At 64.2% G+C, this 19488-nt stretch carries 18 protein-coding genes; 15 read left to right on the top strand and 3 right to left on the bottom strand.

All coding sequences use genetic code 11. From position 1 onward, the window contains the following. Nucleotides 1–224: 224 nt before the first annotated feature. Entirely contained in the window at nt 225–1382 is a 1158-nt protein-coding gene (locus tag CZ674_RS13290; protein WP_086993001.1) for a CPBP family intramembrane glutamic endopeptidase, read from the top strand. Nucleotides 1383–1451: 69 nt separating this feature from the next. Here the strand turns inward: CZ674_RS13290 and CZ674_RS13285 are convergent, their stop codons facing one another. Further along, nucleotides 1452–3395 (bottom strand): M13 family metallopeptidase, encoded by a 1944-nt coding sequence (locus CZ674_RS13285; RefSeq protein ID WP_086993000.1) that lies wholly within the window; start codon nt 3393–3395, stop codon nt 1452–1454. A 237-nt stretch (nt 3396–3632) separates the two neighbouring features. Here CZ674_RS13285 and CZ674_RS13280 point away from each other — a divergent pair, with 237 nt between their 5' ends. From CZ674_RS13280 to CZ674_RS13230, 12 genes are all read left to right on the top strand, one after another. Continuing rightward, complete coding sequence (locus CZ674_RS13280) at nt 3633–3857, top strand: hypothetical protein (protein WP_086992999.1); 225 nt, start codon at nt 3633–3635, stop codon at nt 3855–3857. Beyond that, on the top strand, nt 3854–4027 hold the full coding sequence (locus CZ674_RS14220; RefSeq protein WP_159457002.1) for a hypothetical protein: 174 nt from the start codon (nt 3854–3856) through the stop codon (nt 4025–4027). Before CZ674_RS13280 ends, CZ674_RS14220 begins: the two co-directional genes overlap by 4 nt. 80 nt (nt 4028–4107) lie before the next feature. Then, nucleotides 4108–5916, top strand: a complete 1809-nt coding sequence (locus CZ674_RS14455; RefSeq protein WP_234988597.1) for a MinD/ParA family ATP-binding protein — start codon at nt 4108–4110, stop codon at nt 5914–5916. Between the two features lie 328 nt (nt 5917–6244). Next, the gene (locus CZ674_RS13270; RefSeq protein WP_086992998.1) at nt 6245–7441 is read left to right on the top strand and encodes an ABC transporter substrate-binding protein; all 1197 of its coding nucleotides are present in this window, start codon (nt 6245–6247) and stop codon (nt 7439–7441) included. A 7-nt stretch (nt 7442–7448) separates the two neighbouring features. Then, nucleotides 7449–8321, top strand: a complete 873-nt coding sequence (locus CZ674_RS13265) for a branched-chain amino acid ABC transporter permease (RefSeq protein WP_086992997.1) — start codon at nt 7449–7451, stop codon at nt 8319–8321. A gap of 1 nt (nt 8322) precedes the next feature. Then, nucleotides 8323–10356, top strand: a complete 2034-nt coding sequence (locus CZ674_RS13260) for a branched-chain amino acid ABC transporter ATP-binding protein/permease (protein ID WP_086992996.1) — start codon at nt 8323–8325, stop codon at nt 10354–10356. Then, nucleotides 10349–11053, top strand: coding sequence for an ABC transporter ATP-binding protein (locus CZ674_RS13255; protein ID WP_086992995.1), 705 nt, complete (start codon nt 10349–10351; stop codon nt 11051–11053). The genes CZ674_RS13260 and CZ674_RS13255 overlap by 8 nt, the downstream gene beginning before the upstream one ends. 460 nt (nt 11054–11513) lie before the next feature. Beyond that, nucleotides 11514–11741 (top strand): glutaredoxin-like protein NrdH, encoded by a 228-nt coding sequence (nrdH, locus tag CZ674_RS13250; RefSeq protein ID WP_086992994.1) that lies wholly within the window; start codon nt 11514–11516, stop codon nt 11739–11741. Nucleotides 11742–11765: 24 nt separating this feature from the next. After that, a complete protein-coding gene (gene nrdI, locus CZ674_RS13245) occupies nt 11766–12212 on the top strand; it encodes a class Ib ribonucleoside-diphosphate reductase assembly flavoprotein NrdI (RefSeq protein WP_234988596.1) in 447 nt (148 codons plus the stop codon). Further along, entirely contained in the window at nt 12200–14356 is a 2157-nt protein-coding gene (gene nrdE, locus CZ674_RS13240; RefSeq protein ID WP_086992993.1) for a class 1b ribonucleoside-diphosphate reductase subunit alpha, read from the top strand. The genes nrdI and nrdE overlap by 13 nt, the downstream gene beginning before the upstream one ends. Before the next feature lie 27 nt (nt 14357–14383). Next, nucleotides 14384–15361: a class 1b ribonucleoside-diphosphate reductase subunit beta gene (gene nrdF / locus CZ674_RS13235; protein ID WP_086992992.1), complete on the top strand. Its 978-nt coding sequence runs from the start codon at nt 14384–14386 to the stop codon at nt 15359–15361. Between the two features lie 543 nt (nt 15362–15904). After that, nucleotides 15905–16117, top strand: coding sequence for a helix-hairpin-helix domain-containing protein (locus tag CZ674_RS13230; RefSeq protein WP_086992991.1), 213 nt, complete (start codon nt 15905–15907; stop codon nt 16115–16117). A gap of 52 nt (nt 16118–16169) precedes the next feature. Here CZ674_RS13230 and CZ674_RS13225 read toward each other — a convergent pair whose 3' ends face one another. Both CZ674_RS13225 and CZ674_RS13220 read right to left on the bottom strand, forming a co-directional pair. Then, nucleotides 16170–16727: a helix-turn-helix domain-containing protein gene (locus CZ674_RS13225; RefSeq protein ID WP_086992990.1), complete on the bottom strand. Its 558-nt coding sequence runs from the start codon at nt 16725–16727 to the stop codon at nt 16170–16172. Next, nucleotides 16724–17326, bottom strand: coding sequence for a helix-turn-helix domain-containing protein (locus CZ674_RS13220; RefSeq protein ID WP_159457001.1), 603 nt, complete (start codon nt 17324–17326; stop codon nt 16724–16726). Before CZ674_RS13220 ends, CZ674_RS13225 begins: the two co-directional genes overlap by 4 nt. A gap of 184 nt (nt 17327–17510) precedes the next feature. Here CZ674_RS13220 and CZ674_RS13215 point away from each other — a divergent pair, with 184 nt between their 5' ends. Further along, the gene (locus CZ674_RS13215; RefSeq protein ID WP_086992988.1) at nt 17511–17837 is read left to right on the top strand and encodes a putative quinol monooxygenase; all 327 of its coding nucleotides are present in this window, start codon (nt 17511–17513) and stop codon (nt 17835–17837) included. A gap of 58 nt (nt 17838–17895) precedes the next feature. Continuing rightward, entirely contained in the window at nt 17896–19488 is a 1593-nt protein-coding gene (locus CZ674_RS13210; protein WP_086992987.1) for an ABC transporter substrate-binding protein, read from the top strand.

The raw sequence follows: 19488 nt of genomic DNA, 5'->3' as shown, positions 1-19488 counted from the left end.
GTTGAGTGCTCTCTGGCACGTTGACTACGGTACCGGGATTGACGGGTCGCCGCACACCGGATTTGAGGATGCGGGCGAATATTCGGCGCTCAGTGCGTCTCGCTTGTGCGTGCTGCACAGCGTGACCCCTCGACGCGTCGGTCTGTCGAACGGCGGATGCGCATCCGACCAAGTTCCGCCAGTCGGGGGAAGCGCTGCCCGACGATGGTGGCAAGGATGGAGTCATGACTCCCGACGACGCAGCCTCACCCCAGCCCTCCGGCGCTCTGCAGCCAACGTCTTCGCAGCACGGTGCGCTCACGCAGGATGCCGCGCCCTCCCCCGTCTCAGCGCATTCGGTGCGGCCGGTGACAGGTGCCGTGCCTACTGCGCCGCCGAAGGTTCCGTGGGTCGCAGTTGTCGTCTACACCGTGCTCGCCATGGCGCTCGCCTGGGCCGTGACGCTGCCGCTGTGGCTCGGCGATGGCCTGGCAGACCCCGCATTCGGCTGGACGACGCCGCTCATGATGTACACGCCCACGGTCGCGGCGCTCATCGTGACGTTCTTCATCGTCAAGCCGAAGCACAAAGCGCGCTACCTCGGCCTGACGCCGTTCAAGCCTGTGTGGCGGTCGATCATCCTGATTCTCGCCTGGCCCGTGATCTTCGGCATCGTGTCGGTGCTCGCGGCGCTGCTGACCGCGGCGTTCGGGCTGGCCGAGCTCGGCTACAGCACCGAAGCCCTCGAGCCCCTTGCCGAGCAGGCCGGGATTCCGGTCGACATGCTCGTGCTGCTGCAGTTCGTGACGATTCCGCTGATCGTCGTGCAGGCGACGATCTTCGCATTCGGCGAGGAGCTCGGTTGGCGAGGATTCCTGGTGCCGGCCCTCGCGCCGCTCGGCTTCTGGAAGATGAGCCTCATCTCGGGTGTCATCTGGGGCGTGTGGCATGCGCCGCTCATCCTGCTCGGCTACAACTTCGGCCGCACCGACGCGCTCGGCGTGCTGATGATGATCGGCTTCACGTTCTTCGTGGGCGTGCTGCTCAACTGGTCACGCATGTGGTGCCGCAATGTGTACGTCGCGGCGGTCGGCCACGGTGCCCTCAACTCGGTCATCTCGATCGGCATCATCTTCTTGGTGTTCGAAGAGGAGACGCCCGACGGCTTCCTGCAGACGGCGATCGGCCTGCCCGGCTGGATCGTCCTGGCAGTGCTCATCGCGCTCATGGCCGTGACCGGATTCTTCGGCCGCCGCCTGCCGAAGCCGCTCGTGACCGAGCCGCGCAAGGTCTCGGTGAAGTTCGGGCAGACGCAGGGCGTCACGCCCGAGTGGGCACAGCAGGCCGAGCAGCAGCGTGCGGCCCAGCGGGCTGACACGGGCGAAATCCCGCGGCAGACCTGACGACCCCCTTATATACAGAACGGATGCGCGACTCGAGCGAGCCGCGCATCCGTTCTGTCGTGAAGGGCGTCACCAGATGGTGACGCGCTCCTCGGGAGCGAGGTACATCGGGTCGCCCTCCTGCACGTCGAACGCGTCGTAGAACGCGTCGAGGTTCTTCACGATCTGGTTCGTGCGGTGCTCGTTGGGCGAATGCGGGTCGATCTGCACGAGGCGGATGGCCTCTTCGCGGCGGATCTTCAGCTGCCAGACCTGAGCCCAGGCATAGAAGAAGCGCTGCGCACCGGTGAGGCCGTCGATGACAGGAGCCTCGCTACCGCCGAGCGCGTGCTGGTACGCCTTCCAGGCGATGCCGAGGCCGCCGAGGTCGCCGATGTTCTCGCCGAGGGTGAGCTCGCCGTTGACCTTGTGGTCGGGCGCCTCGTACGGCGCGAGCGCGTTGTACTGCTCGGTGAGCGACTTGGTGCGCTCTTCGAACGCCTCGCGGTCGGCTTCGGTCCACCAGTCGACCAGCTGGCCGTCGCCATCGAACTTCGAGCCCTGGTCGTCGAACCCGTGCCCGATCTCGTGGCCGATGACCGAGCCGATCGCGCCGTGGATGGCCGCGTCGTCCCAGGTCTCGTCGAAGAACGGAGGCTGCAGGATGGCCGCCGGGAACACGATCTCGTTGCGACCCGGGTGGTAGTAGGCGTTGACGGTCTGCGGGCTCATCTCCCACTCGTCGCGGTCGATGGGGCCGCCCACCTTCGCCATCTCGTAGAGGTGCTCGTGGTGCGTGGCCTGGCGCACGTTGCGCAGCAGGTCGCCTTCGGTGACCTCGAGGCCCTCGTAGCTGCGCCACTTGACGGGATAGCCGATCTTGGGCGTGAACTTCGCCAGCTTGTCGAGCGCGCGCTTCTTGGTCTCGTCGCCCATCCAGTCGATGCTCTTGATCGAGTCTTCATAGGCCCAGACGAGGTTGCCGATCAGCTCTTGCATGCGAGCCTTCGCGGTCTTCGAGAAGTGACGCTCGACGTATGCGCGGCCGACTGCGTCGCCGATGGCGCCCTCGACGAAGCCGACGCCGCGCTTCCAGCGGGCGCGCTGCTCGGTCGTGCCGGTAAGTGCGGTGCCGTAGAAGTCGAAGTTGGCCTTCGAGATCTCGGTCGAGAGGTATGCGGCCGAACCGCGGATGATCGAGAGCTTGGCCCACGACTTCCAGGCTTCGAGGTTGTCTGCTGTCAGCAGCCTGATGGCGCCTGCGATGAAGTCGGGCTGCCCGACGACGACCTTGTCGAACGCGTGCGACGGAGCCTCGACCGCGTCGATGAACGGCAGCAGCTCGGGGAACTCGTCGCGCACCGCGATCACGTTGTACATCTTCTCGAAGTCGCGTGCGTCGACCTTGTTCCAGTGCAGCTTGGCGATCTGCACCTCGAGGTTCCAGATGCGCTCGGCCTGCTCTGCCGCGTTCTGCTCGCCCAGCAGATCGAGCATGCGCTCGAGGTACTCGCGGTACTTCTCGCGCACCTCTTCGAAGGGCTCTTCGCGGTAGTACGACTCGTCGGGCAGGCCGATGCCGCCCTGCATCCAGAACAGGATGTTGGTGTCGGGGCTGCCGAAGTCGGTGTCGACGAACTGGCCGATGAAGCCGGGCCCGCCGGTCGAGTCGCCGCGGCCCAGCAGCGTGAGGAACTCGGTGACGCTCGAGACGGCGTCGACCTCGGCCAGCTGCGGGCGAATCGGGTCGCCGCCGAGCTCGTTGAGCTTCGCTTCGTCCATGAAGCTCGCGTAGAGGTCGCCGATCTTGCGGTCTTCGGTGCCGGCAGCGGCGTCTTTGGTCTCGGTCACGATCTGCTTCACGGCGTCCTCTGCCGTGTCAGCGAGCACCGCGAACGAGCCCCAGCGCGCTTTGTCGCTCGGGATCTCGGTGCGCTCGAGCCACTTCGCATGCACGTGCATGAAGAGGTCGTCGCGGGGGCCGATGTCGGTTGTGAACTCGTCTGTGTTGATTCCTGAAACGCCATTGGTCATGCGGGCAATCCTATTGACTGCGTGTGACATCGGCTGGGGTATCCGCTCACGGCGATCAGCGAATCCCAATCGGTGCAGCGCGGCGCGGTCATCCGCATGACAGAGAACAGCCGAGCAGCGATCATCCTCAGGTATGACGACAACCACCCCAGAGGGCGACGCGCAGGCAGGTGCTCTCTTCGTAAGTTCGTAAGTACACAGAGCAGCACCCGCTGCGAGACGCGAAGAGAGGCCACCATGATCGAGTTCCTGAACAGGCTTGCAGAGCTGACGAACATCGGACTCCTGGTGCTCGCGCTGTTCGTGGCGTCATGGGCGATCGTCTTCGCTCTGGTGCTCGCGGTGCGCAGCATCGGACAGGCCGTCGCCGACCGCAACGAGTCGCCCGCGAACCGGCGGCAGTCAGAGGTGCGTGTGACGCTGAGCGAACTGACCGACTCCAAGAGCGAGGTGCCCGCATGATCATCACCGTGAAGAACGAGCTGTCGACCGTGAGCGCGAGCAGCGAGATGGCGAGCAGGCTCATACCCGCCGCCAAGACCGTGCTGGGTGAGGTGTCTGACGCAGAGCGGATGCGCGCATCCGAACCCGGCGGACACCCCTGGAGCATTCGGGCGGCAATGGTCGCATAGCCGCGAGACCCCGCGCTCAGGTGCCAGTCGACGGCGACCGGTAACATCGCGGATGTTCTATGAGTAGGAGTGCACTCACGATGAATCACGCGATCGTTCACGCCGATGTGACGGCAGATCTCAGCCTCGACGGCCGAGACGAGCATCTCGAGGCCATGACCCTCACCAATCTTCGGCGCGACATCATCCATCGCACGGCCGAGCATGCCGCCGCGACCGGCTCGACGGTGTCGCTCGTCATCACCGACATCGATGCGGTTGCGACGCTGGCAGTGCACCCTGACGGCAAGGTCGAAGAGACCGCGCCTCGCCAGCCCCGCACCGCAGACGACGAGCAGCGCCCCGCAACTCCCGTTGCCGCAGCGCCCGCGCCGTCGGTGATCGAATCGGCCCCCGTCTGGAAGCCGCAGTCTGACGCCTACCCCGCGACAGGGGCCCCGGAGCCTGAGGCAGCCGCTGCGCCCGTGGTGCCCAGCGCGGCGCCAGTGCCCAGTGCAGCAGAGGCACCCAGTGCGGCGGAGCCAGCGGATGCGCCGTCGGCCCCCGAGGCGGCCCCGGCACCGCAGGCGGCCCCGGTGTCAGACGCGCCCTCGGCCCCGAACCTCAGCACGCCGCAGCAGACGCTCGCGTCGTGGCGGGAGTCGGCTGCGCCCAGTGATTCGAGCGCAGCGCCCGCAGCTGACCAGCCGGGCGGCTCGCTCGCTTCGCCTCCCGCGCGGCCCGAGCCGTCGGCTCCGATTCACGACACCCGCCCGCCGCGCTCGGCACCGGCTGCTCAGCAGGCTGCACCGTCACAGCAGGCACCTTCACCGCAGCCGAATCAGCCGCAGGCATCGGCGCCCCAGCCCGCGCGGGCACAGCAGCGTCCGACGCCCAAGCCCGCGCAGCAGTCGCCTCAGGCGGCACCCCCGCTGCCCTCGATGACGCAGGCGACGCCGGCGGCTGCAGCCGCGCATCCGTCTGCCCCTGCAGGGCCTCGAAAGTCGTTCCTCGTGCAGGAGACCGTGGAAGAGCCGGCTCAGCAGGGCTTCCGCGGATTCATGACGAAGATGGGCGCGAAGGTTGCGCCGAGCGAGCGCGAGCGAGCAGAGCGTGCCGACGAGCAGGCTGTCTCGCAGCACTGGCCCGGCCCGCGCACCATCGCGGTCGTCAACGGCAAGGGCGGGGCCGGCAAGACGCCGACCACGATCCTGCTCTCGGCGATCCTGGCCCGCTACGGCGGCGCCGGCGTGCTCGCCTGGGACAACAACCAGACCCGCGGAACCCTCGGATGGCGCACCGAGCAGGGCCCGCACGAGTCGACGCTGCTCGATCTGCTGCCCAACGTGCAGCAGCTGCTCGGCACCGGCGCCCAGAGTGCCGACCTCGCAAGCTACGTGCACCACCAGACTCGCGACCGCTATGACGTGCTGCGCTCGAAGCCGATGGCTTTGGCTGCCGCCCAGCGCATCAGCGGTGACGATGTCGACGCCATTCACGCGGTCGCCTCGAAGTACTACCGCCTCGTGGTGATCGACTCGGGCAACGACGAGTCAGACCCGCTGTGGCTGCAGATGATCGACCACGCAGATCAGATCGTCGTCGCGACCACGACGCGTGACGACCACGCAGAAGCCGGCGCGCTGCTGCTCGACGCACTCCGTGCGCGTGACGAGCGCTCGGCGAAGCTGGCTGCGAATGCTGTGGCAATCGTGAACCAGGCAGACCCCAAGGAGTCGAAGCACGAGCTGCGCCGCGTCTCTGACGGCTACCGCGAGTTCGCGCGCGAGGTCGTGGCGATTCCGCACGACCCGGCAATGGTCGACGGGCTGCTGCGCCTCGGGTCACTCGACCCGACGACGCAGCGCGCCTGGCTTGCTGCGGGTGCCGCGGTCGCACGAGGGCTCTGACTGCACGCACCCCCTTCGCCATTTTCAGTGCCTGAGCGCGAGGCCAGGCGCATAATCCACACCGCGCCTCGCTCAGCGCCGAAGAATAGCGCCGAACCCCAGAACCGAGCCTCCGGCCAACGTGGTCTGGCGACGCCAGCTCGTGATTCCGCTGCCAACGAGAGCGGCTTCCAGACACCGCACTGCAACGACGCCGCATTACGATTTGATCACTATCACCTCCGATGTCTGTGCATGAGCCGCGCGACAGGGCAGGATCGTTACTGACCGATCGTTCGGTCATCTGACGACCACCCCGTGCACCAGCACGAACTCAAAGGAGAGTTCCATGGCTCGATCACATCGACGCATCATGCCCGTCGCGCTCGCGGCGGCCGCTGCCCTCACGCTCACGGCTTGCGGAGGAGGCGGCAACTTCGGAGGAGACGACGACACAGGCGGCGACGGCGAGGCTGAAGAGGGCCCCATCGTCATCGGAGCAGTGCTTGACATCACAGGTGTCGGCGCAAACCTCGGCGTTCCTGAACAGAACACGCTTCAGATGCTGGCCGACCAGCTCAATGCAGAAGGCGGCATCAACGGCCGCGAAGTCGAGCTCATCATCAAAGACAACCAGTCAACAGAAGACGGCGCCGCACGTGCGACGACCGAGCTGATCCAGAACGACGACGTCGACCTCATCATCGGCGCCAGCCGCACCGGGCCCAGTCTGGCGATGCGCCCAATCGTCGAGTCGGAGCAGATTCCGAACATCTCGATTGCGGCCAACGCCGCCATCGTTGAAGGGTCCGACTGGGTCTTCAAAACCGCGCAGAATGACGTCGTCGTGATCCAGTCGATCATCGATAACATGGCCGAGAAGGGCTACAAGACCGTCGCCCTCGCCCGGGACGCGACCGGATTCGGCGAAGGCATCGCCGAGATGATCACCGAGGTCGGCGCCGAGCAGGGCATCGAACTCATCGCAACCGAGTCGTTCGAGCCGAGCGCTACCGACTTCACCGCGCAGATGACCAACATCCGCAACGCTGAGGCTGACGCGAACATCATCTGGGGCATCACGCCTTCAGCTGGTCTCGCGCAGGCCGCGTACGTGCAGCTCGGCATCGACGCCCCCGTCTACCAGTCGCACGGTGTCGCGAACGACGCGTTCTTCGAAGCCGCCGGCGACGCTGCCGATGGCGTGCTGGCCCCCATGGGCCGTCTGCTGGTCGCTGACCAGCTGCCCGACGATGACCCCCAGCTGCCGGTGATCGACCAGTTCGTGGCCGACTACACAGAGGAGTTCGGCACTCCCCCGTCGTCATTCGCGGGTCACGCCTATGACGCATGGAAGATCGCCGTGATCGCTCTCGAAGAGGCCGGCACCGACGCTGACGCCCTGCGCGACGCGATCGAGAACGTCAGTGGATTCGTCGGCATCTCGGGTGTCTTCGAGATGTCGCCCGAGAACCACTCGGGCCTCGACTCGAGTGCGCTGATCATGGCCGAAGCAGGCGACGGCCGCTGGAACCTCGCCGAGTAGCGACTCGATGCTCGTCGACTTCCTGCAGCTGACGGTGGCAGGGCTTTCACAGGGATCTGTGTACGCCCTGCTCGCCGTCGGCCTCATTGCGACCTACACGGTCAGACACGTCATCAACATCGCTCAGGGCGACTTCGCGATGCTCGCCGGTCTCGGCGCCGTGTCGATGGTCGCCGGCGGCGTTCCATTGCTGTTGGCCGTCATCTTCGCGATCATCGGCGTCACGGTGGCGTCGGTGATCATGGAGCGGCTGATCATCTCGCGCGTCAAGAATCTGACAACACTTGTGTCGATCATCCTGACCCTCGGCGTATCGACCTTGATACAGGCGTGCATGCTGCTCGCCTGGGGCGCTGAAGGGCGTCGTCTGCCGACCTTCCCAGGCAGTGACATCAACGTGGCGGGCATCTCGATTCGCTCGCAGGAGCTCTGGATGCTCGGCGCTCTGCTGGTAGTCGGCGGCGGCATCCTGCTTTTCTACGAGAAGACCAAGTTCGGCAAGGCGCTGCGCGCGGTCGCCGAGCAGCCGGTCGCGGCCCGGATCGTCGGCATCTCGCCGGTGGTCGCCTCGATCGTCGCATTCGCGATCGCCGGATTCGCGGGCGGCGTCTCTGGCGTCGTCGCAGCTCCGCTGTACCTGGCGACCTGGAGCGCTGGGCTGCTGCTCGGCCTCAAGGGCTTCGTCGCAGCGGTGCTCGGCGGGCTCGTCTCATTCAGGGCCGCCATCATCGGCGCGCTCGTGCTGGGCGTGCTCGAGCAGTACGTTGCGGGCTACATCGACGGCGGCTTCAAAGACGCAGTCGCCTTCCTCGTCCTGATTCTCGTGCTCATCATCCGTCCGCAGGGCCTCGTGCTGCGACAGAGTGCTGTGAGGGTTTGACATGACTGCTCAGAAGACCGCCCTGCCCGCCGCTCAGAAACGGGCCCCGCGCATCCTGCAGAACGCTCTCGTGCAGTGGATCGGCGTCGCCGCACTCGTCGTGGCGCTCATCGTCTTTCCGCTCGTGGCGTCGCCGACGCTCATGAACATCGGCGTCTTCGCCCTGATCTACGCCCTGCCCGCGATCGGCCTTTCGCTGCTCATGGGCCTCGCGGGCCAGGTCAGTCTCGGCCAGGCGTCGTTCTTCGCGATCAGCGCCTACGCTCACGCGATGCTCATCACGCGCACGCCGATTCCCGAAGTGCTCGCGGCTGTGCTCGCGGTCGGCGTATCCATGCTCATCGCCCTGCTCGTCGGCTGGCCGCTGCTGCGTCTGCGCGGGCACTTCCTGGCGCTGGCGACGCTGGGACTCGGCTTCATCGTCTACATCGTGGCCCGCGAATCCGACTTCACGAACCGCACGCTTGGCATCTCGGGCATCCAGCGCCCCGAGGTGTTCGGCATGGAGATCGGCAACAACGGCCTCTTCTTCTACTTCGTCGCGCCGTTCGTGGTGATCGGGCTGATCCTCGCGCTCAACCTGACCCGCTCTCGGGCGGGCCGCGCGCTCTCGGCCGTGAACGACTCCGAGCTGGCTGCTGAAAGCCTCGGCGTCGGCACCTACAGCCTGCGCCTCAAGGTCTTCGTGCTGTCGGCCGCATTCGCGGGTCTCGGCGGCGTCTTCTACGCCTATCACGTGCGCATCGTCACCCCCGAGATCGGCGAATTCCACCTCTCGGTCGAGTTCCTGCTCATGGTCGTGCTCGGCGGGCTCGGCTCGGTCTGGGGCGCGGTCGCGGGCTCGTTCATCGTCGAGCTGCTGCGCGACGGCCTGCGCGCGATCATCCCCACGATCATCCCGGGAGCCACCGGCGAAGTGCAGCTGATTGGCTACGGTCTCGTGCTGGTGCTGGTCATCATCCTGCTGCCAGGCGGGTTCGTCGGGGTGGTGCAGATCATCACCCGTTGGGTCAGACGGATGCTCGGCAAGGGCCCCAGCACCACCGCACGTTCTGCAAAACTGCAGGGCGCATCCGACCAGACTCCTACCGGCGCATTCAGCGCCGCGATCGCTGAGGAGGAGGCCCAGCGCATCGACTCCGCTGTCGAGCAGGCGGCGGCGAACCTGCCCGAGATGCCGACGCCCGTCGCCACCGGCGAGACCGTGCTGCGGCTCGAGGGCCTCACGAAGCGCTACGGCGGCGTCGTGGCGGTCGACAACGTCACGTTCGACGTGCCCGCCGGCCGGATCACGGGGCTCATCGGCCCGAACGGCGCGGGCAAGACGACGTGCTTCAACATGATCTCGGGTGCGATCGCTCCGACTTCCGGAACCGTCAGCTTCCTCGGGCGTGAGGTGCAGGGGCGCAAGCCCAACGTGGCCGCGAGCGCAGGCCTCACGCGCACGTTCCAGAACCTGCAGGTGTTCGGATCGACGGATGTGCTGGGCAACGTCTACATGGGTCGTTACCGGAACGGTCGGGCGGGTGTGCTGCGTGGCATGCTCGGGATGCAGGGCGCTGAGCAGCGTCGGCACCGAGATGTGGCGCGCGACATCCTCGATGCACTGAACCTCGGCGACGTGGCCGATCTACCTGCGGGCGATCTGCCGTTCGGACGCCAGCGCATGATGGAAGTGTGCCGGGCCCTCGCGCTCGAGCCCACGCTGCTGCTGCTCGACGAGCCGATGGCGGGGCTCTCCGGAGCCGAGCGAGAGGTGCTGGCCGAGCTGCTGCGCAGGCTGCGCGATGCGGGGCTGACGGTGCTGCTGGTCGAGCACGACGTGGCGCAGGTCATGGCGCTCGCCGACCAGGTGGCTGTGCTCGATGACGGCGACCTCATCGCGATCGGCACGCCAGAAGAGGTGCAGGCCAATCCGAAGGTCATCGCCGCATACCTCGGCACTGAAGAAGACGAGGCCGAGCAGGTACTCGAAGGCGTTGCCGCCGTCGATGCGGTGCGCTCTGACGACCCCAAGGAGGACGACGATGCTTGAAGTCAAGGACCTCGATGCGGGCTACGGCGCGCTGCGCGTGCTGCACAGCGTCAGCCTGAATGTGGCCGCAGGTGAGGTGGTGGCGGTCGTCGGCTCGAACGGCGCCGGCAAGACCACGCTGCTGCGCGCTGTCAACGGCATCGTTGCGCCGACCGCCGGAGGGGTCGAGATCGACGGTCACGACGTGACGGGCAAGCCGACCGAGAAGATGGCGAAGTTCGGCATGACGCACGTGCCCGAGAACCGGCTGTGCTTTCCGTCGCTGACCGTCAAAGACAATCTCGACCTCGGCGGCTGGTCGAGGCGCGGCAAGCTCGACCTGGATCCCGTGCTCGAGCTGTTTCCACGCCTGAAGCCCAGGCTGCAGCAGGTGTGCGGCACGCTGTCAGGCGGTGAGCAGCAGATGGTCTCGATCGGGCGCGGGCTCATGGCCGACCCGAAGGTGATCCTGCTCGACGAACCGTCTGTCGGCCTCGCACCGAAGGTGGTCAGCGAGATCATGACGGTGATGACGAGGCTTGCCGAGCGCGGACTCGCGGTGCTGCTCGTCGAGCAGAACGTGCGCGCGTCGTTCAAGATCGCCGACAGGGCCGTCGTCATGCAGCGCGGCCGCGTCGTGCTCGAGGGCAAGCCGAGCGAGCTCGTGGAGCGGCCAGAAGTACGGGCGGCCTACCTCGGCGGAGCCGCTGCGGCGTAGGCGCGCAACGCCACCGGTGATTGAGGAGCCGCGCCGCGGCGTCACGAAATCCCGGACCCACCCCATCCGCCACCGGTGATTGAGGAGCCGCTTCGCGGCGTCACGAAATCCCAGGACCCACCCCATCCGCGAGAAGATTTCCGCAGGTCAAGCACCTGCCTCGACCTGCGAAAATCTTCTTCTACTCGGCCCCCGGCGCGCCCGGAACTACACCGCTGTAAGACACACCGGCGTGTCGTGCAAAGTTTCTTTCCACCGTTTTCGCACCTGTGGAGAACCACTTTCCACAGGCGAGATCCGCGACCTGATGCGGATGTCGCAAACGGGAACAACCAACCCTCCACAGGCGTTGTGAATGACAAGCGTGTAACACACCATCTTGTGTCGCCTGAGAAGTTTGAACACTACATATAGTGGGAACTCCTACTTCAACGGCCCCAACCACTCAGGAGCAGCAGCCATGACCGTAACCGTCTACTCAAAGCCCGCCTGCGTTCAGTGCACGGCAACCTACCGTGCCCTCGACGCCCAGGGCATCCAGTACGAGATCTTCGACGTCACCGCTGACGAGAAGGCCCTCGAGACTGTCAAAGACCTTGGCTACATGCAGGCACCCGTCGTCATCACCGGCGACGACCACTGGTCGGGATTCCGCCCCGACAAGATCTCGGCAATCGCAGCCGCGTAGCGACAGTCGCAGGAGGGAGGCAGCATGCTGAGTGTCCAGGACGACACGATGCAGGGCAGCTCGATCTCAGACGTCTCGACGATCGTCTACTTCTCTTCGGTGTCGGGCAACACGCACCGATTCATCGAGAAGCTCGGACGGCCCGCCCAGCGCATCCCCCTCTACTCGACCGAACCCCCGCTGCATGTCGACGAGCCGTACGTGCTCATCCTCCCCACCTACGGGGGCGGCAACGGGCGGGGCGCGGTTCCCAAACAGGTGATCAAGTTTCTCAATGACGAGCACAACCGGTCACTGATCCGCGGAGTCGTGACGGCAGGCAACACCAACTTCGGGGCCGCCTACTGTCTGGCAGGAGAAATCGTGTCAGCCAAGTGCAAGGTGCCCCATCTCTACCGTTTCGAAGTATTCGGGACTCCAGAAGACGTAATGAATGTGAACGAAGGATTGGACAGACTGTGGCAACAGTAACCACCGAGCACGCGCAGGCGAGCGCGACCCAGTCGGGGCTCGACTACCACGCACTCAACGCGATGCTGAACCTCTACGGCCCGAACGGCGAGATTCAGTTCGACAAGGACCGCGAGGCTGCGAACGCGTACTTCCTGCAGCACGTCAACCAGAACACGGTCTTCTTCCACTCGCTGAAGGAGAAGCTCGACTACCTCGTCGAGAACGAGTACTACGAGGAGGAGGTGCTCAACAAGTACGACTTCGAGTTCATCAAGTCGCTCATGAAGCGCGCCTACGGGTACAAGTTCCGCTTCCCGACGTTCCTCGGTGCGTTCAAGTACTACACCTCGTACACGCTCAAGACGTTCGACGGCAAGCGCTACCTCGAGCGCTACGAAGACCGCGTCGTCAACGTCGCCCTGGCCCTGGCCGACGGCGACCGCGGCCTCGCGACCAGCATCGTCGACGAGATCGTGCAGGGACGCTTCCAGCCCGCAACGCCGACGTTCCTCAACGCCGGCAAGAAGCAGCGCGGCGAGCTCGTCTCGTGCTTCCTGCTGCGCATCGAAGACAACATGGAGTCGATCGGCCGCTCGATCAACTCGGCCCTGCAGCTGTCGAAGCGCGGCGGCGGCGTCGCGTTCAACCTCACGAACATCCGTGAGTACGGCGCACCGATCAAGCAGATCCAGAACCAGTCGTCTGGCGTGATCCCCGTGATGAAGCTGTTCGAAGACAGCTTCTCGTACGCGAACCAGCTCGGTGCTCGTCAGGGCGCCGGTGCTGTGTACCTCAACGCCCACCACCCTGACATCATGCGGTTCCTCGACACCAAGCGTGAGAACGCCGACGAGAAGATCCGCATCAAGACGCTCTCACTCGGCGTCGTGATCCCCGACATCACGTTCGAGCTCGCCAAGAAGGGCGAGGACATGTACCTGTTCTCCCCCTACGACGTTGAGCGCGTCTACGGCAAGCCCTTCAGCGACATCTCGGTCACCGAGAAGTACTACGAGATGGTCGACGACTCGCGCATCTCGAAGAAGAAGATGAAAGCTCGCGAGTTCTTCCAGACGATCGCCGAGATCCAGTTCGAGTCGGGCTACCCCTACGTCGTGTTCGAAGACACTGTGAACCGCGAGAACCCCATCGAGGGCCGCATCAACATGTCGAACCTCTGCAGCGAGATCCTGCAGGTGAACACGCCGAGCGAGTACGACGCCGACCTGGGCTACGAAGAGATCGGCAAGGACATCTCGTGCAACCTCGGTTCGATGAACATCGCGAAGGCGATGGATTCGTCTGACTTCGGTGCCACCATCGAGACGGCGATTCGCACACTCACCGCAGTGAGCGACCAGTCGAACATCACCTCGGTGCCGTCGATCGCACGCGGCAACGACATGAGCCACGCAATCGGCCTCGGCCAGATGAACCTGCACGGCTACCTCGGTCGCGAGCGCATCTTCTACGGCTCTGAAGAGGGCATCGACTTCACGAACATCTACTTCTACACGGTGCTCTTCCACGCCATTCGCGCATCCAACAAGATCGCAATGGAGAAGGGCGAGACGTTCCAGAACTTCGAGAACTCGAAGTACGCGAGCGGCGAGTTCTTCGACAAGTACACCGACCAGGAGTGGGTGCCGGCAACCGAGAAGGTCGCGAAGATCTTTGCGGATGCGCAGATCCACATTCCGACGCAGGCCGACTGGGCGCAGCTCAAGGCGAGCGTGCAGGAGCACGGCATCTACAACCAGAACCTGCAGGCTGTTCCGCCGACGGGCTCGATCTCGTACATCAACCACGCGACCTCATCGATCCACCCGATCGCGTCGAAGATCGAGATCCGCAAGGAAGGCAAGCTCGGTCGCGTCTACTACCCGGCGCCGCACATGACGAACGACAACCTGGAGTACTTCCAGGATGCGTACGAGATCGGCTACGAGAAGATCATCGACACCTATGCAGCGGCAACGCAGCACGTCGACCAGGGCCTCTCGCTGACGCTGTTCTTCAAAGACACGGCGACCACGCGTGACATCAACCGCGCGCAGATCTACGCATGGCGCAAGGGCATCAAGACGATCTACTACATCCGTCTGCGCCAGCTCGCGCTCGAGGGCACTGAAGTGGATGGCTGCGTCAGCTGCATGCTGTGATGCGCCGAACGAGACGAAAGCTTGGACATGACTGACACAGACACGAAGAAGAGCCTTCTGGTTGAGGCAATCAACTGGAACCGCATCGAAGACGACAAAGACCTCGAGGTCTGGCACCGCCTGGTCAACAACTTCTGGGTGCCCGAGAAGGTGCCGATCTCGAACGACGTGCAGTCGTGGGGAACGCTGACGGAGGCCGAGAAGACGCTCACCATGCGCGTCTTCACGGGCCTGACGCTGCTCGACACGATTCAGGGCACCGTCGGTGCGGTCTCACTGATTCCGGATGCGCTGACCCCGCACGAAGAGGCCGTCTACACGAACATCGCGTTCATGGAGTCGGTGCACGCGAAGTCGTACTCGTCGATCTTCTCAACCCTCGCATCTACGCCTGAGATCGACGACGCCTTCCGCTGGTCGCGTGAGAACGAGTACCTGCAGAAGAAGGCGCGCGTCATCCTCGACTTCTACGACGGCACCGACCCGCACAAGCGCAAGATCGCCTCGACGCTGCTCGAGTCGTTCCTGTTCTACTCGGGCTTCTACCTGCCGATGTACTGGTCGAGCCGCGCGAAGCTCACCAACACCGCAGACATGATCCGCCTGATCATTCGCGACGAGGCTGTGCACGGGTACTACATCGGCTACAAGTACCAGCGCGGCATCGAGGGTCTTCCGCAGGAGCAGAAGGATGCTCTGAAGGACGAGACCTATGCGGTGCTGTACGACCTGTACGAGAACGAGGTCAAGTACACCGCGGCGCTCTACGACGAGGTCGGGCTGACCGAGGACGTCAAGAAGTTCTTGCAGTACAACGCGAACAAGGCGCTCATGAACCTCGGCTACGAGCCGCTGTTCCCGAACACGGCGGCCGAAGTCAACCCGGCCATCCTCTCGGCCCTGTCGCCGAACGCCGACGAGAACCACGACTTCTTCTCGGGCTCGGGCTCGTCGTATGTCATCGGCAAGGCTGAGGCTACAGAAGACGACGACTGGGACTTTTGATATGAGTCGCATCAATGCCGCTGCGCGGCGTTCATGCGTCGCATGTCAAGGTTGAGCGAGCCCGCCGAAGGCGAGCGAGCCGAAACCCACAGCGATCGGCTCAACGTTGCGAATGCATCGTTGAGCCGTTCTGCGTCTGAGCCAAGCGAAGCGAGACGAAACCCATAGCTGAAAGTGCCCCGACCCGCACCATGTGAGTTCGGGGTCCTTTTTAGTTATTGCGCTCTAATCGCTGGCATTCAGACAGACTCTCGGCCAAGATCAAAGCATGGCCGGAGTCCCGCGAATTCACGAGTACAAGTACAAGAACGGCGTGCTGATCCGTTCGGTCATGTACTCTTGGAGCCCCGGAAAGTGGCCGCTTGGGCCTGGCGCCTATGCGCAGATTGCCAATGGCCCTTCTGGCATATTCACGGCTTCTGTGTATCTCACTGTCGTTACAGCGCAAGGCGATATCCATGTCATGGAGGCAACGACTCGAAAAGAGATTGGTCGAGCTCATCGAATGGCAGCTGAGATAAACCGCGACGCTATGGCGTCAGCATGAGCACACGCGACGCACCTGAGCAGATTGGCGGCCTTCCACGCATCGGCCGACCCGCGACCAGCGCCCTCCTGCACGAAGGCATCACGACACTTGCCGAGGCCGCCAACTATGGCAAGAAGCGCCTCGGGAACCTGCACGGTGTCGGCCCGAAGGCCCTGCGCATCCTGTCTGACGCCCTCGACGACGCAGGGCTCAGCTGGACCGAGTAGCCTCGCCCGAGCTGCTTGGAAGTCGCGAAACCTGCCGGTGTGACAGCCGCACTCAGCCGCTGATGCCGGTATCCCGCGAGCTCGGTGAGGTTGAGCACACGATCCGAGCGTCATCCGCGACCACGATCGTTAGAATCGCCGCACTGCGCGCATCAATGGCATCACCCTGTCCGAGCGAATACTCACCGCCGTCAACGGTCACCTTCACGGCACCAGACAGCACTGTGAGAAAGCAGTCACGACCCTCAAGGGGGAACGGAAACGCCAGCTCAGCTCCTGCCGCAAAGTCGCCGGCAGCAATCCGCGTCTCCAGATCGTCGTGCGACAGGATGCGCCAATGTTCGCCAGGCGTCGGCAGGCGACCTGAGTGCGCAACGAGTCGGTTCTCGTCGCGCGTGAGCTCAGCCATGCTGATGCCGAGGGCAGAGGCAACCTTTGACAGCAGCGGAAGCGACGCAATCGACTGACCCGTCTCGATGTTCGACAGGTGTGAGACTGAAATCTCGGCCTGCTGCGCAAGCTGCGTCAGGGTCAGACCCGATGCCTTGCGTCGATCACGAATTGCGCGGCCGATCCGCGGCACCAGCGCATCCGACTCGGGGGCGTTCATCGAACCAGCGCCGGGGTCACGAGCCAGAGCAGTTCGACCCGCTCGGCATCCGGATGCATCGACAGACTGTGCTGGGGCTGTGACGCGTAGTGCAGGGAATCGCCCGGACCCATGGTGAAGCTCGTTCCCTCAAATGACAGTGTGACTTCACCATCGAGCACCAGGCAGAATCGCTCCCCCAGATACCGGTAGGTCGCACTGCTGTCGATGCTCGTGAACTCGTGCCGCAATGCGGTGTACGAAGGATTGTTGAGCCTCGACGAGAGCAGCGAGTACGACTCGGTCGCAGACTCCGAAAGGCGGAGGTGGTTCGGGCCACTTGCACGGTGCACCGTCACTTCGGCCTCGACTTCACGCGGAAAGAGCTCTGAGACATCAACGCGCAACACTGCAGACAGCGTGCTCAGAGCGCTGATGCTGGGCACCGTCGCCGACGTTTCAACGGCAGAGATGTAGCCCTCGCTGTAACCACTCTGTTCAGCAAGCTGGGCGAGTGTAAGCCGACGATGACGACGGAAGTCGCGGATGCGCCCGCCAATGTTGCTCAGGACCCAGTCGGCGCCAGTGCCGTCCAGGTCGAGGTCATCCTCAGAACTCATCAGTTCTTCCTTCGTCATTGCTTATCGCCAAGAATAGCCACCCAGCCCGGTATCCCAGGCACCGATGGCACTCAGCGAGATTTCGCTCTGGTAACACTTTCATTACACTGGGGCGAAACTATCGACTATCGCTATTCGAGTGTATAGCTTTGGCCATACAGAAATTCCAACGACGGAGCGCGCCATGATTCGAACTTTCCTGCATCTTGATCTCAAACCGGGACGGCGTGATGACGTCATCGACTGGTACAAGGAGACCGGCGCTCTGGAACGTGCCGTGCGCGAAGCCGGCTGCCTGTCGACCGAGATCTATCCCGACCCTGAAAACGACGACCGCCTGCTCGTCACCGCTCTTTGGAACTCTGCCGCTGACTATGACGGCTGGGTATCGAACCCGTGGCGCCAGTCGAGCACCGACGGCATCAACGAATTCCTTGCCGAAGGATTCACTTCGGAATCCAAGGGCAGCATCGTCGAAAGCCTGCACCACGCATCAGCCCAGGTCGGCTGACTCCCGTATCTGACAGCGCCTCCCGCTGCTGTCCCACACCCCAAGAAAAGGATCCAGAATGGCTACACGATTCAGCCGTCGCGCCGTTGCGCTCGGCATCGTCGGTGCGCTCGCCCTGACGTCGTGCTCCGGCGGCAACTCCAGCAATAACAGCAACAACGATGGCGATTCGACCTCTGGGGGCACCCTGGTGGTCGACACCGCGTTCTCCCTCGAAACCGGTGACCCGGGCCGCAACTACGTGCCGACCGGCAACACGATCTTGCGCCCCATCTATGAGACGCTGCTGACCTTCGAAGGCGGCGACGAATCCGAACCCGTGCCCGGTCTGGCGACGATGGAGGTCAACGACGAGGCGACCGAGTTCACGTTCACGCTTGACGAGGGGCGCACGTTCTCGGATGGCTCGGTCGTCGACGCAGACGACGTCATGTTCTCGTTCGAGCGGCTGATGGGCATGGAAGCCTCGAAGGCCAACCACCTCGTGGTCGACATCGATATCGAGAAGATCGACACCCAGACGGTCATGATCAGCACCGACGAACCGTACCTGCAGCTGCCGGCCATCGTGACGAACCCTGCCCTGGGCATCCTGAACTCCGAGGTCGTGATTGAAAACGGCGGGACGACGGATGACACCGATGCCGCCGAGGAGTTCCTCAACGGCACATCGGTTGGCTCGGGCCCGTACCAGCTCGATTCGTTCAACTTGACGACCCAGGTCGTGCTCGTGCCGAACCCCGAGTACAACGGTGACCAGCCCGCTCAGTACGACCGCATCGTCGTGCGCAACGTAACCGAAGCAGCCACGCAGCTGACCAACTTGCGCGGTGGCGACTCGCACCTCGCACTCGACCTCTCAGGGGACCAGGTTGCGCAGCTCGAGGGAGACTTCGACATCAACGCGGGCCCCGGCGCACAGCAGATCTTCTTGTTCGTGAACCAGAGCGACGAAGTCAGCGGTGACCTGGCCAACCCGAAGCTGGCTGAGGCTATCCGCTACGCACTCGACTACGACGCACTGCTCGAACTCTCTGGCGAGGGTGCATCCCAGGCGACCGGAGTGATTCCGCCAATGTTCCCTGGCGCACTCGACGGCGGCATCGAACAGGATCTTGACCGTGCAGCAGCCGCTCTCGAGGAGTCCGGCTACGACGGCAGCACCTTGACCCTTCGCTTCCCGAATGACCAGCCCATCGGCGGCGTTGACTTCACCACGCTCGCTGAGCGCGTGCAGTCGCAGCTGGCCGAGGCCGACATCAACATCGAACTCGCACCTGCGCCGTTCGCGACCGAGATCGACCCCTACGTGAACGGCACCGCAGAGTTCGCCATGTGGTACTGGGGCCCGGACTTCGCAGACTCGTCATCGTTCCTCCCGTTTGGCCCGTCCGAGACGGTCGGAACCCGTGCTGGCTGGCCGGCAGAAGCAGCACCTGAAATCGCCGACCTGGTGACCCAGGCGCGCAACGCGACCGACGTCGACGAGCGCGAGCAGGCCTTTGCCGAGTTCGCAACCGCACTGCAGGAAGAAGGACCCTTCATTCCGCTCATCGTGCCGGCTCGCAGCTTTGCTTCGTCGGGAGTCGACGGCGTGAACTACAACTCGAACTGGACCATCGACCTCGCCGAGCTCACGCCGGCACAGTAG

This window comes from Agrococcus casei LMG 22410 (assembly GCF_900163565.1).
Taxonomy (GTDB): domain Bacteria; phylum Actinomycetota; class Actinomycetes; order Actinomycetales; family Microbacteriaceae; genus Agrococcus; species Agrococcus casei.
The sequence above is the reverse complement of the archived record's forward strand: the minus strand, read 5'-3'. Positions and strand labels throughout refer to the sequence as shown.

Bases quoted from the DNA above. Each gene is read 5' to 3' on its own strand.
- CZ674_RS13280 (WP_086992999.1), top strand. From the start codon at position 3,633: ATGATCGAGTTCCTGAACAGGCTTGCAGAGCTGACGAACATCGGACTC.
- CZ674_RS14455 (WP_234988597.1), top strand. From the start codon at position 4,108: ATGAATCACGCGATCGTTCACGCCGATGTGACGGCAGATCTCAGCCTC.
- CZ674_RS14220 (WP_159457002.1), top strand. From the start codon at position 3,854: ATGATCATCACCGTGAAGAACGAGCTGTCGACCGTGAGCGCGAGCAGC.
- CZ674_RS13230 (WP_086992991.1), top strand. From the start codon at position 15,905: ATGAGCACACGCGACGCACCTGAGCAGATTGGCGGCCTTCCACGCATC.
- CZ674_RS13265 (WP_086992997.1), top strand. From the start codon at position 7,449: ATGCTCGTCGACTTCCTGCAGCTGACGGTGGCAGGGCTTTCACAGGGA.
- nrdH (WP_086992994.1), top strand. From the start codon at position 11,514: ATGACCGTAACCGTCTACTCAAAGCCCGCCTGCGTTCAGTGCACGGCA.
- CZ674_RS13220 (WP_159457001.1), bottom strand. From the start codon at position 17,326: ATGAGTTCTGAGGATGACCTCGACCTGGACGGCACTGGCGCCGACTGG.
- CZ674_RS13270 (WP_086992998.1), top strand. From the start codon at position 6,245: ATGGCTCGATCACATCGACGCATCATGCCCGTCGCGCTCGCGGCGGCC.
- nrdF (WP_086992992.1), top strand. From the start codon at position 14,384: ATGACTGACACAGACACGAAGAAGAGCCTTCTGGTTGAGGCAATCAAC.
- CZ674_RS13210 (WP_086992987.1), top strand. From the start codon at position 17,896: ATGGCTACACGATTCAGCCGTCGCGCCGTTGCGCTCGGCATCGTCGGT.
- CZ674_RS13260 (WP_086992996.1), top strand. From the start codon at position 8,323: ATGACTGCTCAGAAGACCGCCCTGCCCGCCGCTCAGAAACGGGCCCCG.
- CZ674_RS13225 (WP_086992990.1), bottom strand. From the start codon at position 16,727: ATGAACGCCCCCGAGTCGGATGCGCTGGTGCCGCGGATCGGCCGCGCA.
- CZ674_RS13215 (WP_086992988.1), top strand. From the start codon at position 17,511: ATGATTCGAACTTTCCTGCATCTTGATCTCAAACCGGGACGGCGTGAT.
- CZ674_RS13285 (WP_086993000.1), bottom strand. From the start codon at position 3,395: ATGACCAATGGCGTTTCAGGAATCAACACAGACGAGTTCACAACCGAC.
- CZ674_RS13255 (WP_086992995.1), top strand. From the start codon at position 10,349: ATGCTTGAAGTCAAGGACCTCGATGCGGGCTACGGCGCGCTGCGCGTG.
- nrdI (WP_234988596.1), top strand. From the start codon at position 11,766: ATGCTGAGTGTCCAGGACGACACGATGCAGGGCAGCTCGATCTCAGAC.
- CZ674_RS13290 (WP_086993001.1), top strand. From the start codon at position 225: ATGACTCCCGACGACGCAGCCTCACCCCAGCCCTCCGGCGCTCTGCAG.